Origin of the sequence: Myceligenerans indicum, from assembly GCF_016742955.1 — a bacterium.
In the GTDB taxonomy this organism is placed as follows: domain Bacteria; phylum Actinomycetota; class Actinomycetes; order Actinomycetales; family Cellulomonadaceae; genus Myceligenerans; species Myceligenerans indicum.
This window is the reverse complement of the sequence record NZ_JABBYC010000001.1, coordinates 45,198-60,212: the sequence shown is the minus strand read 5'-3', so window position 1 is coordinate 60,212 and position 15,015 is coordinate 45,198. Positions and strand designations below refer to the sequence as shown.

Below are 15,015 nucleotides of genomic sequence, written 5' to 3'. Positions count from 1 at the left end.
TCAATCGGTCAGGCGCAAGGAGCCGAGGAGGCGGTCCGCCGTGCGTCGTCCCTCCTCCGTGTCCGGGAACCGGGCCTGGACCGTCCAGAAGGACCGCAGCTCTTCGTCCCAGATCTCCAGCTCGACGTCCAGCGTTGTCGCGCCTCCGGGGAATCCCCGACTGACCGACTCGAAGAGGACGACACGCCCGGCGCCGTCGATGTCCACCGTCTCGCCGCCCAGGGTTCCGTCGAAGCCCAGCGGGGAGACCGCTCCTCTGCCGTTCACGTCGATGTAGGAGTCCACATCGAGCGCGACACCGTCCGCCTCCATCCAGGAGTCTCGCGATGATCCAGACAGTTCCAGTTCCTCCTCGGCCAGGCCCTCGGCCGTCTCTTCCTCCCACGGCGATCCCTCGGCCATGTCCGGGGGAACCGCGAGGGCAAGACCGTTGACCGAATGCGTTTCCCAGCTGTCCGGCACATTCTGGTCGGCCTTGTGTACGGACAGGTCCTTCCCCTGCGACCGGGCCAGGGCCCAGATGTCGTCGGTCGGCACCGTGAACGCCACGGTCTGCGCGAATTCCCGGCCGAACTGCATCACGTCGGGTTCGTCACCGACCGGGAAGGTGAACCACGCCGTGTACCAGATCCCACCCGACTGCTGTGCCTTCAACGCGACCCATTCGAGGTCGGTGACACCCGTCGAGTCCTGCGTGGGCGCCGTACCTGCCAGCAGCTCCGCGCTCTCGGCACCTGGGATGTCGACGTGTTCCCGCACGTCCTCATCCTCATTGGCGTAGGAGAACCATGGGTCGTACGCGTCGACACGCAGGGCGAAGGACCCGGTCACCGCCTCGCCGTTGACCCGCTGCAGCTCCAGCAGTTCGCTGGTGCCCCAGTCACCGGCCGAGAGATCAGCCGGCTCCCACCCGTCCGGTGTGGGCCGGCCCCAGTCCCGTGGCATCGCATACGCGAGCCCATAGAACTGTCCGGTCTGCCAGCCCTTCGGGGGATCCAGCGGTTCCGCCGTCGCCGAACCGCTCGACCGCACGGACGGCTCTGCCGATGGTGTCGGCGATGCGGTCGCTGTTCCGTCGTCCCCCGGCAGCGCCCGGGGCCCCGCCAGCAGATCCCCGGTCACCGCGAGCGCCCCCGCCGCCAGCACAAGCACCCCGACCACGCCACCACCCACGGCGGTCACGAGCCGCCGCCGTCGGACCTTCCGGACGGCTGCGGCTGCCATCGCGGCTCCGTCGAGAGCCGGCGGCGGCGCGATCGTCCCGCTCGCCCCGCGCATCCTGCGAAGCACGCCGTCGTGTCCTGCGTTGGTGTCGCGGTCAGTGTCGTGGACGTTCATGACCGGGCCTCCCGTCCTCGCTCGGGTGCTACCAAGGTGCGCAGCCGCGCGAGCGCGCGCGACGCGGTGGACTTGACCGTTCCCGTGGAGACTCCGAGCTCGGCCGCGGTCTCCTTCTCGGACCGGTCGAGCAGGTAGCGCAGCACGACGACGCGACGCTGCTTGAGCGGCAACGCCAGGAGGGCCCGCACGAGCCGGTCACGCTCGGCGATCTCCAGGTCCGACGACGGCGTCGTGGGACCACCACCCCCGGCAGGGTCGTCGCTGAGCACCTCCCGACGGGTCCGCCGCCAGCCGTCGATCCTGGCGGTGACGATCACGCGCCGCGCGTACGCGAACGGGTTCCCGTCGCCGACCCTCCGCCATGCCGCGTAGGTGCGCTCCAGCGCGAGCTGCACCAGGTCGTGGGCGCGGTGCTCGTCGCCGCACAGCAGATAGGCGATGCGATACAGCGCCGGGGTGCTCTCCTGGGCGAACGCCGTGAACGCCGCCACCGGGTCGGAATGCGCACGCACGACCTCGACGTCGTGCGCGAGTTCTCTCGTCTCGGGCGACGTGGCCGCCTCACTCATCCGGGCCACTCCCTGTTGTCTCTCATGTCCCTCAGACGTCGCCGCACCGGTGTCACGTTCCAGGTTTCTCGGTACGACGGTCCGGCGGATCGGCGTCGAGCACCATGCCGGCGGCGTCGCGTCACGCGCGCTCCAGGTCGGTCCGGTCGGGCCACGCGATCACGTGGGGAAACGTGATGAACGAAGCTCGTCCGCTCAGGTGGGACCGGCGCCCTCGGCGGTCGCGGCCTCGCCGGGCGGCTCGACGTCTTCCTCCGTCGCGTCCGCCCACCGCGGCAGCAGCACCACGACCGCCAGGATCAGCATCGGCACCGAGGCGTAGATCGGGCTGAAGAACAGGTTCCAGGCCGTGAGGATCGCGACGTACACGAGCAGGGCGTCCGCCATCCCGCGCACGGTGCGCCGCACGAGCGAGGTCAGCACCAGCAGCAGGAGGAACAGCCACAGCAGGACGCCCGCCGGCCCGTACACGGCCCAGAAGTCGCCGAACAGGGAGTGCAGCTCGATCCCGCGCCCGAACATGTACTCGTAGACGTAGTTGTTCTCGGGGTCGTAGCCGAGCAGGGACATCCCGTTCTTGGCCACGGCGAGGTCGTGACCGTTGAGGGGGACGCCCGGGCCGAAGCCCATGGGCCTGTGTGCGATCAGCGCCGCCGTCGCCCCCATCTCGGGACGCCCTGCCGCCAGGAGGTTCCCGCTCACCTCGATCTGCGCCGCGGTGCGCTGCGCCATCGCCGTCCCGAACGCCCCGTCGAGGATCAGGGACCTCGCACCGCCGTACGCCGCGAGCCCGGCGGCCACGACGGCGCCCACCGTCACGGCCGCGGAGCGGCGCAGCGACCGCTCGTCGATCCGTACCTGCCAGAGCACCACCGCGGCGGTGAGCAGCAGCATCGCGAAGGCGGAGCGTCCGTCGTCGAGTGCGAACAGCACTCCGAGGCCCACGCACGCGGCGGCCTGCGTCGTGCGTGGCACGCGCCGCCACACGCCCCGGCCTGGTCGCAGGCCCGGGATCAGCCACCCGAGCACGAGGACCGACACGCCGAGCCCCGCACCGAACTTGAAGCTCGCCTCCCCGCGCTGCACGACGTCGACGAGCATTCCCACGCCGTAGGCGACGGCGAGCCAGCGGACGCCCAGGTGCAGCCGCGCCCAGAGCAGCGCCCCGGCGCCGAGCACCAGCTCGGCCAGCCGTACGTAGTTCTCGCGCTCCAGCAACGGGTCGACGGCATGGCCGTGGCCGGCCAGCTCGGTCAGGACCGGGGCCGTGACCGCGCACAGCGCGCCCAGCCCCAGGAACGTCCCCGCCCAGCGGTACTTGGCCGCCGCAGAGAGCCACACGGGCGCGAGCACGATCGCGAGCAGCATGCCGACGGTCACGCCCGCCGCGACCACCAGACGCGAGCCCACGGCGACCGCCAGGATGAACGCGACGACGGTCGCGGCGCTCTCCCACTCGGGCGAGGGAGCCGCGCTCCGCCTGCGGCGGTGGACGGTCTCCCTGGTTTCTCCGGCGTCGGTCCTTCCGGCGTCGCCGACGGCGCCCACGTCCGCGATGGGGATGGGCTCCGTCACGGCGGCCCGGGCGGCGGCCCGGGCCGCACGAGCTCGCGCGGTGTTTTCTGTCGTCAAGCTGACACCCGTCGGTACACCTCGGCGTGGGCCGTTCCGATCTCGGACCACGTCCGGCCCCGGAACCGTACCGGATCCGACGGGACGGGCTCTGCCAGCGCCGCGGCGAGCGCCTCGGTGCCGAGCTCGCCCTGGTAGGTCCGGACCCAGCCCGGACCGGTCTCGTCCGCCAGATCACGGTTGACCGGGTTGTCGGGCACGAGTACGGGCCGTCCGAGGGACAGCGCCAGCAGGGCCGCGCCCGAGTTGTGCATGCGCCGGTAGGGCAGCACCACGACGTGCGCCTCGCAGATCTCGCGCACGAGGGCGTCGTCGGGCAGGAATCCGGGGCGCAGCACGATCCGGTCGTCGCGGTCGGCGACGTCGCGGACCTCGTCGAGCACGCGGTCGTCCTTCGCCGGGCCGACGACGTGCAGCGCGGCGGCGGGGTCGGTCAGGCCGCGGAAGGCCCGCACCAGGGTGTCGATGCCCTTGTACGGCCGGATCAGGCCGAAGTGCAGGGCGCGTCCCGGCTTTCCGGCGGGCATCGGGAGCCCTGCGTACGTCGAGGCGTGCTCCCCGAGCGGGATCACGGTGGTGTTCAGGTCGCGGCCGAACCTGGTGTGGCGGTTGAGCAGGACCAGTTCGTCGGTCCACCGCTCCATGAGTCGCAGCAGCCACCCTTCGGCGCCGGTGGCCGGTTCGTGCGGGGACTCGTTGTGCACGGTGCGGACGGTCCGCACGCCCCGCAGCCGCATCGCGGTGAGCGAGACGACCAGCAGTGCGGAGGCGCCGGCGGTCCGCAACGCGTTCCGGCGCCGGAACAGGGTCTCGGGCCAGTGCACGTGCAGCACGTCGACCTGCCCGAACAGCGCCCGGCGGCGGGAGAAGGTCACGGCCTCGACGTCGTCCGGGAGAGCCGCCATGAGTTCGGTGATGTACGGGTTGGTGGTGGCGCGGATCGCCTCGGCGGAGAACATCACGGTCTTCCGGCGGGAGGGACGACGGCGTGCGGCGGTCACGACAGCGTCCTGAGGGCCCTGGGCCTCCTCGCCGCCCGGGTGTATTCCGTGTACACGAGGCCGACGGCGCCGGTGATCATCCCCGCGCCGCGCGCCGTGGTGCGGATCCCGTGGGCCGGGCCCCGGCCGTCGATCACTCCGGCGGCGGCCCGCGCGAGCCCGCCCGCCACACGGATGATGCCCGCTCCCGCTCCGCGGGCCCGGGCGGCGAAGCGGCCGGGCGCGGTCTCGGCGAGCTGGACCTCGGCCCGGATGGTGCAGTTCCCGACCCGGTACGCCCGGCGTACCACCCACTTGCGGGTGAACCGCTGGACCGGCACCGGGTCCATCACCACGGCCTCGTCGCACCAGTACAGGGCGCCACCACGGGCGGTGATCCGGAGGGTCAGCTCGGTGTCCGAGCCACCTGTGAGCCCGAACGCCTCGTCGAACCGCAGACCCTGGTGGGCGAGCCAGCGCACGTCGAGCAGCAGGTTGTTGCTCGCCGCCACCTCGATGCGGCTTCCGCTGGGGTACCGCGGGCGGGTGAAGAAGCCGCCGGACTCGATCCACCTGTCCCTCCCCGGAAGGCTGGGGACCGCCGGCCCGGCGACGCCCGTCCCGCCGTAGCGTTCGTGCGCGGCCAGGAGGGTGGCGAGCCATCGTTCCCCCGGGGTCTCGTCGTCGTCCACGAAGACGATCAGTTCCGACCCGGAGGCGGCGACCTCGTCGAGCGCGCGGTTGCGCGCCGCCGCGATGCCCGGGGTCGGCTCGTGGACGTACCGCGCCGCCGCGCGGCCGTCGGTGGCGCGTTCGAACACGGGGCGTGCGGACTCCGTGACGTCGTTGTCGACCACCAGCAGCCCGGCACCGGCCGCCGACACGTGGGGCAGGAGCGCGGCGAGGGCGGTGGCGAGGCGGTCCGGGCGCCGGTATGTGAGGACCGCCACGGTCGCACGTGGCGCGGTCATCGGCCGCTCACCGCGACGTCGCTCCACCGGGACCATGCCTCGTTCCCCCACGGGTCGCGGGCGACGACGATGTACCGCTGGGTCGTGCCGGGCTCGGCCTCCGTGTCGGTGAAGGACATGGTTCCTCCCTCCCAGAAGCTGCCTGAGCGCTGCTGGACGCTGATGGCCGCGTCCGAGGTGGTCCCTCGGTAGAGCGAGTACGTGAGTGTCAGGTCGTCGCGGTCGTAGTTGGACGGCCAGGTCGCCTCGACCGTGCCGCTCCGGGGGGACCGCAGCGTCAGCGGGAACTTGGCTCCGCCGAGCCGGGGACCGTCGGCGTTGGCCGCGACGTCCCGCACGGCGAAGCGCACGAGCCCCTGCTGCGGATGGTTGTTGACGCTGGTGAACTCACCGCCGTACAGCAGGTAGTCACCGGCCGCCGTGACGCTCCACGGTCCCTGGCCCTGGCCCGTGTACGTGCCCGGGGTGAAATCCGGGAACCAGTTCAGGAGCTCGGGTCGCGGCGTGCCCGGGCTGTCCGGGTAACCGTGCTCGTCGTCGGCGACGTTCTCTCCCTCGACGGTCCGCGTGGTCGCCGTGCCGCGGTGGAACGTCTGCGGCTCCGTCTCGGGGAAGGCGCCGCTCGTGGCGCAGTCGTGCTTGTGGCTCGCCGTGAAGATCGCGCCCCGGAAGGGGACGATCGAGTACGTGTCGCCGTGGCAGTCCTCCAGCCACACGAGCCGGCCGGTGTCCCAGTCCGCCGCGAACGACCCTTCCGTGGAGCCCTTCTTCGACCAGTGGTAGGCCGTGCCGTAGAGGTAGTCGTCGTCGGTCGCCAGGGACAGCACGGCGGCGTAGGTGCCGGCGTTGCGCACGACATCGTTCAGGGGAAGCGGCAGCATCTCGCCGGTCGTGGCATCGAGCCGGGCCAGCCCGTAGCCCGGGTTCTGCGACCTGTTCACCGAGGTGAAGTTCCCGGAGATGACCACCTGGTCGCCGTCGGGCGAGAGGATCAGGTCCTGCACCGAGTGGTCGGCGACCCGCGCCTGGAACGGGCGCGTGGTCGCGCCGCTCGCCGCGTCGACGGCGGCCACCCGAACGCGCTCCTTGTTGTTCACCGAGGTGAAGGTGCCCCCGAGGTAGACGTCGTCGCCTGCCACGTCGATGGCGTTGACCAGGGCGTTCACGGACGGCCGGAATCCGGTGAGTGCTCCTGTGCCCGTGTTGAACGCCGCGGCGCGGTATCGCGTGGCGCCGTCGACCGACGTGAACCGGCCGGCGATGTACAGCCGGTTGCCGTCCGGCGATGCCGCCAGGTCCCTGACCTCTCCGTTGACCTGCGGAGCCCAGCCGTCGATCAGCTCCCCCGAGTCGAGGTCGTAGGCCAGCAGGTTGGTGCGCGGCACCTCCTGCGTACCCCGCGCCGCGCCCGCAGGGCGGGCCGACGTGAAGTCACCGCCCACGTACACGACGTCACCGACGACCACCTGCGCCCACACGACGCCGTCGATCTGCACGGTGGGCAGCGCGTCACTGCTCACGGGCGCGGCCTGCGCCGCTGCCACCGCGAGTCCCTGGTCCCGCATCGACCTCGACGGGGAGACCAGGCCGTCGAGTACCGATCCAAGGCCCACCAGCGAGCTGGAGATCGTGTCGTCGTCCGTATCCGCGGCGGCGGAAGCACCCACCCCCACGGACATGACGGCGAGGACGCCGGCCGCGACGGCGGCCAGCGCGGTGGGCGCGATTCTCATGGACTTACCTCTCCCTCGAACAGTGCGACATGCAGCTGCGGGTCCACGTCGATCTCGACGAGCACCTCCAGGGTCCTGTCGTCCGGGACGGCGAACTCGTAGGTCCCTGTCGTGGCTTCCCCTGCTGGCACGGAATCCGGGAGTTTGTTCTCCCCAGAACCGGAGAGTGAACTCGCCGGTATGCGATCGGGACCGTAGTACAGGTTCACGACGCTCGCACCAAGAGCGTGATATACGCCGGAATTGACCACTGTGACCTGAATACGGATCGCGGAGCCGGCGACCTCGCCCGGCATGGTCGCCTCCGCGACGGTCCGCTCGACGGTGGTGAGCTCCACGGCGAGGTCCTCGCCCACGCCGACGGCGTCGGCGGTGAGGGGAACGACCTCCGTGGTGGCCCGGCCTGCGACGACGGTGTCGTGCGCGTCGCCGCGCGCCGTGCCGCCGGAGGTCTGCTCGCCGGCATCGTCCGCATCGCGCTCGCCGCCCGAGGAACCGGGGTCGCCGGACTCCGGCGTGGCCGACGTGCCCGGCGAACCGCTCGCGGAGGACGAGGGCTCCGCACCGACCGGCGGCGCGGCGGGGCCGCAGGCCGTCAGCGCGGGTGAAAGCAGGAGCGACACCGCGAGAAGAACCGCGGCCTTTCCGGAGACCGTCCCGGTCCCGATTCCCGACCGTGGGCCTTTCGTCCGCCTCAAGGGTGTCATACGCCAAAGGTTATGGGCATGAGCGACGATATTCTCTCCACTGTCCCCCATTTCACCCGACCTACCACTCGCTCTCTCCCAGCGGTTCCGGCAGGATGCAACGGTGCCCACCACCCCCAGGCCTGCTGTCGTCGTGGTGAACTACGGATCGGTGCATCTCGCCGCCGCAGCCCTGCGACCGTTCGCGGGCACCCGCTGGACCCGCGTGCTCGTCGACTGCTGGAGCTCGGCGGCAGAACGCGACCGTGTCGTGGCCGCCGGCTCCGCCGACGGCTGGACCCTGGTGCTGCCCGAGACCAACCTGGGATTCGGCGCGGGAGCAGACGCCGGGATCCGTGCGGCCCTGGATGCGGGATGCGACCTCAGCCTGGTGCTCAACCCGGACGCCTCCGTCGGCCTCACCGCTGCCGAGGCCCTCGTGGCCGATGTGGCCGCCGACGACAGCCTGCTCGTCGCCCCGGCGGTCCGCACCCCGCAGGGCGGGGACTGGTTCACTGGCGCCGCCCTGGACCTGCGCCACGGCCGCACGCGAAACGGCCCGCCCGCAGGACCCGACGACGTCCCGTGGGTCTCCGGCGCCTGTTTCGCCGCGTCGGCCAGCCGGCTGATCGACGTCGGCGGGTTCAGCGGCGAGTACTTCCTGTACTGGGAGGACGTCGACCTCAGCGTGCGCTGGACGCGGTCCGGGGGACGACTCGCGGTGCGCGACGACCTCACCTGCGTGCACGACGTCGGCGGCACGCAGGACGGCACCACGCGCGCCGCGGACGCGGCGTCGACGAGCCGGGGCAAGTCACCGCTGTACCACTACTACAACACCCGCAACCGGCTGCTCTTCGCCGCACGGAACGTCGCCCGCGACCAATGGGGCGGCTGGCTTCGCGCCACGCCGGCGCACACGCGGGAGGTCCTGCTCCGCGGCGGACGCCGCGCCGTCGTGCGCCATCCGCTGCGTACGCTGTGGCCGGCTCTCCGCGGCACCGCGGCAGGACTCACATGTCTCCTGGCGGCCCGCCGTACGGCCCCTGGGGCCAGAAACGCGGCCGCCGTCCCGGCGTCCGCCGACAGGAAAGGCTTGATGGATGGAGCTCGCTGACTACGCAGCCACCCTGCGCAAGCACTGGGTGGTCCTCGTCGCGGCGATCCTGGTCGGCGGCCTCGCCGGCCTCGGATTCGCGCAGACCGTCGCGCCCCAGTACCGGGCGACCACGAGCGTCTTCGTGAGCCTGGAGCGCGGCGACACGGTCTCGGAGCTCATGCAGGGTGCGAACTACACGCAGAACCTGGTGACCTCCTACGCGTCGCTCGCCACGATGCCCACGGTGCTGAACCCCGTGATCACCGAGCTCGGTCTCGACACGACGCCGGGCGACCTGTCCGAACAGGTCGAGTCGATGGTCCCGCTGGACACCGCGATCATCGAGATCTCCGCCGAGGCGGCCGACCCGGTGCAGGCGGCGCAGGTGGCCAACGCCGTGGCCGAACACCTCTCGGAGACGGTGTCGGAGGTGTCGCCGTCGAACGCGAACGGGCGCAGCGCGGTCCGGCTGACGGAGGTCGCGACGGCCGAGCCTCCCGAGTACCCGTTCGCCCCGGACACCAGGCTCCTGACCGCGGGCGGAGCGGCGGCCGGGCTGGCGGTCGGAGCGCTGATCGCCGTGGGCCTGGCCTTGTTCGACACCCGCATCAGGACGGCGAAGGACCTCCCGGCGGACGAGGACCTGGCCGTTCTCGGCACGGTGCCACAGATCCGCAAGGGCGCCCCGGACCCGCACCTGATGGCCGAGTCGTACCGCCGCGTGCGGACCAACCTGGAGTTCCTCGACGTCGGGGCGCCGGTCCGGTCGTTCGTCGTGACGTCCTCGGTTCCCGACGAGGGCAAGACGACGACGGCGATCGGCCTGGCCCACGCCCTCGCCGAGCGCGGCTCACGGGTCCTGCTCGTCGACGCGGACCTGCGCCGGCCCTCGCTGGCCGACCGCCTCGGGCTCGAGGGCGCCGTCGGCCTGTCGACCGTCCTCATCGGCCGGGCCGACCTGGAGGACGTGGTCCAGCAGGTCGGACCGCCCCGCTTCGCCGTGCTCACGGCCGGCGACCTGCCGCCCAACCCCGGCCGGCTCATCGAGGCGGACTCCATGGAGCAACTCGTCCGCCAGGCCCGGTCCGCCTACGACGTGGTCATCTTCGACGTCCCGCCGCTGCTCCCCGTCACCGACGGTGCGCTGCTGGCTCGCCGCACCCAGGGCGCCGTCGTCGTCGCACGGGCGAGACGGGTACGCCGTGCCCAGCTGCACGACGCCCTCGCGTCGCTGGACGCGATCGGCGCGACCTGCCTGGGCCTGATCGCCACGGGCGTCTCCCGCAAGGACCACGACTTCGACTCCTACGCCGGCTACGGCGACGGCGGAGCCGTCAACCTCCAGTCCCGGTGGCACCGGACGTGACCGAGCAAGGCGTACGGAGACAGGAAGAGGCTCGTCAGGGCCTCGGGCGCCGCGCCGCACGCGGCGCCACCGTCACGGCGGCTTCCCAGGGTGCGCGCATCCTGTTGCAGGTCGCCGCGGTCGCAGTGCTGGCCCGGCTGGTGCCACCCACCGAGTACGGGCTCGTCGCCATGGTCGCGGCGGTCGTCGGGATCGGGGAGATCCTGCGCGACGCCGGCCTGTCGTCGGCGGCGATGCGCGCCCCCGACCTGACGAGGCAGCAGCGGGACAACCTGTTCTGGGTGAACGTCGCGATCGGAGCCGTGCTGTGCGTCGCCGGCATCACCGCGGCGCCGCTGATCGCCCGCCTGTTCGACGAGCCCGCACTGGTCGGCATCTGCCGGGCGCTGGCGTTCGTGTTCCTGATCAACGGCCTGGCCACGCAGCACAAGGCGGGGCTCGTGCGCGACATGCGATTCCGGACGCTCGCGATCGTGGAGGTGGCGGCACCGGTCGCAGCGCTGGGTGGCGCGATCGTGGTCGGGCTCGTCACGCACGACCACCGCGCGGTCGTGGTCCAGCAGGTGGCGACGGCCGGCGCGACACTCGTGGGCGTGTGGGTGGCGGGCGGCTGGCTGCCCGCACGGCCGCGGCGCGATGCGGGCATGCGGGGCTTCTTCCGCTTCGGCGGCGGCCTGCTGGCCTCCCAGCTCGTCGGCTACGGAGCCGACAACCTGGCCACGTTCGTCATCGGCCTCTCACTCGGCCCGGGCCCGCTCGGGCTGTACAACCGGGCGTACCAGCTCCTCATGCGTCCCTTGACCCAGCTCCGCCAGCCGTCCACGACGGTCGCGCTGCCGGTGCTCGCCCGGATCGCCGAGGACCGGTCCCGGTTCGACAGCATGCTGCTGCGCGGACAACAGGTGCTGGCACTACCCGTCGTCCTCGTGCTCGCCGTGGTCGTCGGCGCGTCCGGGTCGGTGGTCGGCGTCTTCCTCGGACCCGGATGGGAGCCCGCCGCGCCCCTGCTCGCGGCCTTCGCCGTGGCCGGCGGCTGCCAGACACTCGCCTACGTCGGGTACTGGACCTACCTGGCCCGCGGCCTGAGCGGCGCGCTGCTCGCGTATTCCATGGTGACGGCCGTCCTGAAGATCGCGGGCGTGCTGATCGGGAGCCTCTGGGGCGTGAACGGGATCGCCGCGGGGTTCGCGGCGTCGGCGGCCCTCGAGTGGCCCCTGTCCTTCTGGTGGCTGTCCCGCATCACCGCCTACCCGGGCGGGCGGCTCGCGCTGGGCGGACTGCGGATCCTGGCCCAGGCGGTCCCCGTCGGGGTCGCCGCGTGGCTCGCCACGTGGCTGGTGAACGGCGCGGGGACGGCGGCCCCCGCGGCCACCGGACTCGCCGTCGCGGTGCTGAGCGGCCTGCTGGTGTGGGGCGTGTGCCTGATGCTGGCCCCTGCTCTGCGGCGCGACGCCGGGTTGCTGATCGAGGTGCTGCGAGCGGTCAAGGAGAGGGCACGATGACGGGGCGCAGGCCACTGCTGCACGGCCGGCGGCCGAGGACCGAGCCGAGCGCCGGGCTGACCGCGACCGGCCGGGCAAGCCTGATCCGGCCGGCCATCGCCACGCGGAACGTCCTGATCCCGGGCGAGTCACGGCGAGGTGCGGCCGCCGGGGTCTCGCTGATCACACGGTCCCGCTGGTACGCCGTCGCGGCGCAGTGGTCACTGTGGGGTGCGGCCGCGGCCTTCGGGCCGCGCGCGGTGCCCGGCGAACGGGTCGTCTGGGAGATCCCCGCCGGCCCCGAGATCTGGACGGAGCTGCGAAGGGCACTGCCCGCGTTCGACGAGCTCGCGGTCTACGCCCGCCCGCAGGTGTCCCGCAGCGGGCTCGCCATGCTGCTCCTCCGCGGCTCCCGGCCGGTCGGCTTCCTGAAGCTGCGCGACGACCCGGCCGAGCTCGATCGGGAGGAACGCGCCCTGTCGGCGTTCCCGGGCGGGCGCGCGGAGACCTTCCGGGTGCCCCAGGTACTGGACCGGGGGGAGACGGCCGGGCTGCACTGGCTGCTCATCAGCGCGATGCCGCCGCGCCCCGCCGCCCCCGCGCGACGCACACCGGTCGGCCCGCTGCTGGCCGACCTCCGGCGCCACCTGGGCGGCGTGTTCGACCGCCCGAAGGGCGTCCCGGAACACTGGGAACCGATGCACGGCGACCTGACCGCGTGGAACCTGCGGCGCAACGGACGTGGCCTGCCGTGGCTCATCGACTGGGAGGACGCGGGATGGGCGCCGCCCGGCGCCGACCTGTTCTACTACCGGGCGTCGAACGTCGCCGCGTTCGGACGCCCGCCAGGTCGCGCCTCGATGCGGGGCACGGCGGCCGAGCCGGTTCCCGACGACGCCGAGGTGGCCGAGTTCTGGCTGGACCGGCTGAGCGCCCGCTCGGCCACGGACCATGACGCCGGTTTCACCGCTCGCCTCGCGGCCACTCTCAGCACGATCGGCAGCTGACCCGTCACCAGCCGAGCTTGCGGTCCAGGAGGTCCTCCAGGTCCTTGTTGAACGGGGCGTAGTGGTCCGTCAGCTCGCTCCGCGTCGCCGGGAGCAGGTCGCGGGCCGGGGCCGCGTTCCACTGCCGGGAGGCGGCCGCCGGAAGTGGCGCCGCGCCGATTCCCAGGAAGTTCGCCACCGCGTCGCAGGCCCGCTGCGGGTCCGCGTAGAAGTCCTCCGCGACCAGGACGTGCACCTGCTCGGCGGGAAAGTACCGCATCCAGCGCCGCAGGTGGGGGGCGTACTCCCCCTGCGCGCGGTACGACAGGTGCTCGTGCGCGTAGCTGCGGTAGCGCGGATCGGCCAGGATCCGTTCCTCCTCGCCGTCAAGGCGCTCGTCCTCGACCGCGAGCGCCTCCTCGAAGGTCTCGAGCGGCTCGGCGTTCTCCCGGCGCCGTTCCCGGAAGTGGGAGAACGCACGCTCCACCGGGTTCCGCACGACCAGCAGGATCCTGGCGTCCGGGGCCTCGCGGGCCGCCCGCTCCGCGGCCAGCGGATGGAACAGGTAGTAGGGCGATCCGTCTCCCACCAGCTTGCCGTTGCGAAGCATGGACGCCGGGAAGTGCGAGCGGTACCAGGCGGTGCCCCGGTCGTGGTGGGAGTCGAAGTAGTGCACGCCCTTGGTGTGGTTGTTCTTGGGCAGCAGCCGCGCGCTGGGGAACAGGGGCAGGATCCGCGGATGCTCCAGCAGGGCGAAGTACAGCGAGGTGGAGCCGCACCGTTTGCCCCCGACGAGCAGGAAGTCAGGGCCGCCGCGCAGCCACGACGTGGCTATCCCGTAGCCGCGGATCGCCGAGCGTCCCGCGTCGATCACGGGCCGGGGCAACGAGGTGGCGTCGAGCCTCATGATCCGAACACCGCCCTCCGCCGACGGCGCGCGAAGGGGCGAGGTCCCGGGGTCTTCCGCGCCGCCAGGTCCCGTGCGAGCTGTTCGTAGCCGTCGACGACGACGTCCCAGTCGTAGTCCTTCGCCCGCCGGGCCAGCTCCGCTCCGCGTGACGCCGTGTCGTGCGGGTTGGCCTCGGCCGTGAGGACCTGCTCCGCCAGGTCCACGGGCGTACGGAAGTAGCGGCCGGGGTCCTGCAGCACCTCGCGGTTGAACGGCACGTCGTACGCGATGGTGGCGGTGCCGCCGCCGATCGCGCGCAGCAGGGACGGGTTGGTGCCGCCCACGGAATGCCCGTGCAGGTAGGTGAACGCGTTGGCGTAGAGCTGGTCGAGGAGTTCCTGGTCCCACACCCCGCCGAGCAGCCGCACGCGCGCGTCGCCGTCGGCGAGCTCTTCGATGCGGCCCGTGTACCGGGCCGAGTACGGTGCGGAGCCGACGACGACCAGCGGGAGCTCCGCGTCGTTGGCGGCGTATCCCTCGACGATGACGTCGACGTGGTTCTCCGGTTCGAAGCGTGCCACGACCAGGTGGTAGCCGCCTGGTACCAGGTCCAGCTCGGGCAGGCGGTCGCTGCCGGCCGCGGAGAGGTCGGGAGCCCCGTAGCTGAGCAGCCTGCTGCCGACGTCGTACTGGGTGGCGTAGTAGTCCGCGATGCCCTGGGCGTCGGCGATCAGCGCGTCGGAGAGGCGGACGGAGGCCGTCTCCATCTCCCGGTAGTAGCGCTTGCCGAGGCGGCCCCACTTGGACCGCCGCCACTCCAGCCCGTCGACGTGCGTGGCGACCGGGACGCGCGCCGCGCGCAGCACCGGGAGCAGCGGGGCGTTGGCGGCGTTGAACACGATCGCGGCGTCGGTACGGTGCGCGACGAGGTGCCCGACCGACAGCGCGGTGTGACTCAGCGTCTCCAGCGAGCGCCGGCGCATCGCGGGCAGCACGACGCGTTCCATGCCGAGGTACTCCGGGGGGTCGGCGTCGTCCTGGTCCGCGGGCCGCCGGCAGTACACCCGCACCTTGTGACCGCGCGCGGCGAGTCGCGACCCGATCTCCTCGACGGCCGTCTCGAAGCCGCCGTACCGCGCGGGCACACCTCGGGTTCCGATCATCGCGATACGCAGCGGCTTCGTGGACACGATCTTCAGAGTAGAGGTCTTGATCCTCGCGGCATATCACGAAAGCGGGTGAATCCGATGCCGATGTGTGGTTCGGGATGCGGCTCCCGGAG

13 protein-coding genes are annotated in these 15,015 nt (G+C 72.3%); 4 read left to right on the top strand and 9 right to left on the bottom strand.

What is annotated here, in order from left to right:
• From HGK34_RS00255 to HGK34_RS00225, 7 genes are all read right to left on the bottom strand, one after another.
• Positions 1-1,338 (bottom strand): hypothetical protein, encoded by a 1,338-nt coding sequence (locus tag HGK34_RS00255; RefSeq protein WP_201844561.1) that lies wholly within the window; start codon positions 1,336-1,338, stop codon positions 1-3.
• Positions 1,335-1,910: a SigE family RNA polymerase sigma factor gene (locus HGK34_RS00250; RefSeq protein ID WP_201844560.1), complete on the bottom strand. Its 576-nt coding sequence runs from the start codon at positions 1,908-1,910 to the stop codon at positions 1,335-1,337. The genes HGK34_RS00255 and HGK34_RS00250 overlap by 4 nt, the downstream gene beginning before the upstream one ends.
• Before the next feature lie 195 nt (positions 1,911-2,105).
• Positions 2,106-3,542 carry a hypothetical protein gene (locus HGK34_RS00245; RefSeq protein ID WP_201844559.1) on the bottom strand — a complete coding sequence of 479 codons (1,437 nt, stop codon included), beginning with the start codon at positions 3,540-3,542 and terminating at the stop codon, positions 2,106-2,108.
• Positions 3,539-4,543: a glycosyltransferase gene (locus tag HGK34_RS00240; protein ID WP_201844558.1), complete on the bottom strand. Its 1,005-nt coding sequence runs from the start codon at positions 4,541-4,543 to the stop codon at positions 3,539-3,541. Before HGK34_RS00240 ends, HGK34_RS00245 begins: the two co-directional genes overlap by 4 nt.
• Positions 4,540-5,493, bottom strand: a complete 954-nt coding sequence (locus tag HGK34_RS00235) for a glycosyltransferase family 2 protein (protein ID WP_201844557.1) — start codon at positions 5,491-5,493, stop codon at positions 4,540-4,542. Before HGK34_RS00235 ends, HGK34_RS00240 begins: the two co-directional genes overlap by 4 nt.
• A complete protein-coding gene (locus tag HGK34_RS00230) occupies positions 5,490-7,226 on the bottom strand; it encodes a hypothetical protein (RefSeq protein WP_201844556.1) in 1,737 nt (578 codons plus the stop codon). The genes HGK34_RS00235 and HGK34_RS00230 overlap by 4 nt, the downstream gene beginning before the upstream one ends.
• A complete protein-coding gene (locus HGK34_RS00225; protein ID WP_201844555.1) occupies positions 7,223-7,933 on the bottom strand; it encodes a hypothetical protein in 711 nt (236 codons plus the stop codon). The genes HGK34_RS00230 and HGK34_RS00225 overlap by 4 nt, the downstream gene beginning before the upstream one ends.
• 103 nt (positions 7,934-8,036) lie before the next feature.
• Here HGK34_RS00225 and HGK34_RS00220 point away from each other — a divergent pair, with 103 nt between their 5' ends.
• From HGK34_RS00220 to HGK34_RS00205, 4 genes are read left to right on the top strand one after another with little or no spacing between them, the layout of a single operon-like run.
• The gene (locus HGK34_RS00220) at positions 8,037-9,029 is read left to right on the top strand and encodes a glycosyltransferase family 2 protein (RefSeq protein WP_201844554.1); all 993 of its coding nucleotides are present in this window, start codon (positions 8,037-8,039) and stop codon (positions 9,027-9,029) included.
• Entirely contained in the window at positions 9,016-10,377 is a 1,362-nt protein-coding gene (locus HGK34_RS00215) for a tyrosine-protein kinase domain-containing protein (protein ID WP_201844553.1), read from the top strand. The genes HGK34_RS00220 and HGK34_RS00215 overlap by 14 nt, the downstream gene beginning before the upstream one ends.
• Entirely contained in the window at positions 10,374-11,879 is a 1,506-nt protein-coding gene (locus tag HGK34_RS00210) for a lipopolysaccharide biosynthesis protein (protein ID WP_201844552.1), read from the top strand. Before HGK34_RS00215 ends, HGK34_RS00210 begins: the two co-directional genes overlap by 4 nt.
• Entirely contained in the window at positions 11,876-12,865 is a 990-nt protein-coding gene (locus HGK34_RS00205) for a phosphotransferase family protein (RefSeq protein WP_201844551.1), read from the top strand. The genes HGK34_RS00210 and HGK34_RS00205 overlap by 4 nt, the downstream gene beginning before the upstream one ends.
• Positions 12,866-12,869: 4 nt before the next feature.
• Here HGK34_RS00205 and HGK34_RS00200 read toward each other — a convergent pair whose 3' ends face one another.
• Positions 12,870-13,751: a sulfotransferase domain-containing protein gene (locus tag HGK34_RS00200; protein WP_201844550.1), complete on the bottom strand. Its 882-nt coding sequence runs from the start codon at positions 13,749-13,751 to the stop codon at positions 12,870-12,872.
• Positions 13,748-14,896 carry a DUF1972 domain-containing protein gene (locus HGK34_RS00195; RefSeq protein WP_201844896.1) on the bottom strand — a complete coding sequence of 383 codons (1,149 nt, stop codon included), beginning with the start codon at positions 14,894-14,896 and terminating at the stop codon, positions 13,748-13,750. The genes HGK34_RS00200 and HGK34_RS00195 overlap by 4 nt, the downstream gene beginning before the upstream one ends.
• Positions 14,897-15,015: the final 119 nt, after the last annotated feature.

Excerpts from the sequence above, each read along its gene's own strand:
- HGK34_RS00250 (WP_201844560.1), bottom strand. The coding sequence starts at position 1,910 with ATGAGTGAGGCGGCCACGTCGCCCGAGACGAGAGAACTCGCGCACGAC.
- HGK34_RS00200 (WP_201844550.1), bottom strand. The coding sequence starts at position 13,751 with ATGAGGCTCGACGCCACCTCGTTGCCCCGGCCCGTGATCGACGCGGGA.
- HGK34_RS00195 (WP_201844896.1), bottom strand. The coding sequence starts at position 14,896 with ATGATCGGAACCCGAGGTGTGCCCGCGCGGTACGGCGGCTTCGAGACG.
- HGK34_RS00235 (WP_201844557.1), bottom strand. The coding sequence starts at position 5,493 with ATGACCGCGCCACGTGCGACCGTGGCGGTCCTCACATACCGGCGCCCG.
- HGK34_RS00230 (WP_201844556.1), bottom strand. The coding sequence starts at position 7,226 with ATGAGAATCGCGCCCACCGCGCTGGCCGCCGTCGCGGCCGGCGTCCTC.
- HGK34_RS00225 (WP_201844555.1), bottom strand. The coding sequence starts at position 7,933 with ATGACACCCTTGAGGCGGACGAAAGGCCCACGGTCGGGAATCGGGACC.
- HGK34_RS00255 (WP_201844561.1), bottom strand. The coding sequence starts at position 1,338 with ATGAACGTCCACGACACTGACCGCGACACCAACGCAGGACACGACGGC.
- HGK34_RS00205 (WP_201844551.1), top strand. The coding sequence starts at position 11,876 with ATGACGGGGCGCAGGCCACTGCTGCACGGCCGGCGGCCGAGGACCGAG.
- HGK34_RS00215 (WP_201844553.1), top strand. The coding sequence starts at position 9,016 with ATGGAGCTCGCTGACTACGCAGCCACCCTGCGCAAGCACTGGGTGGTC.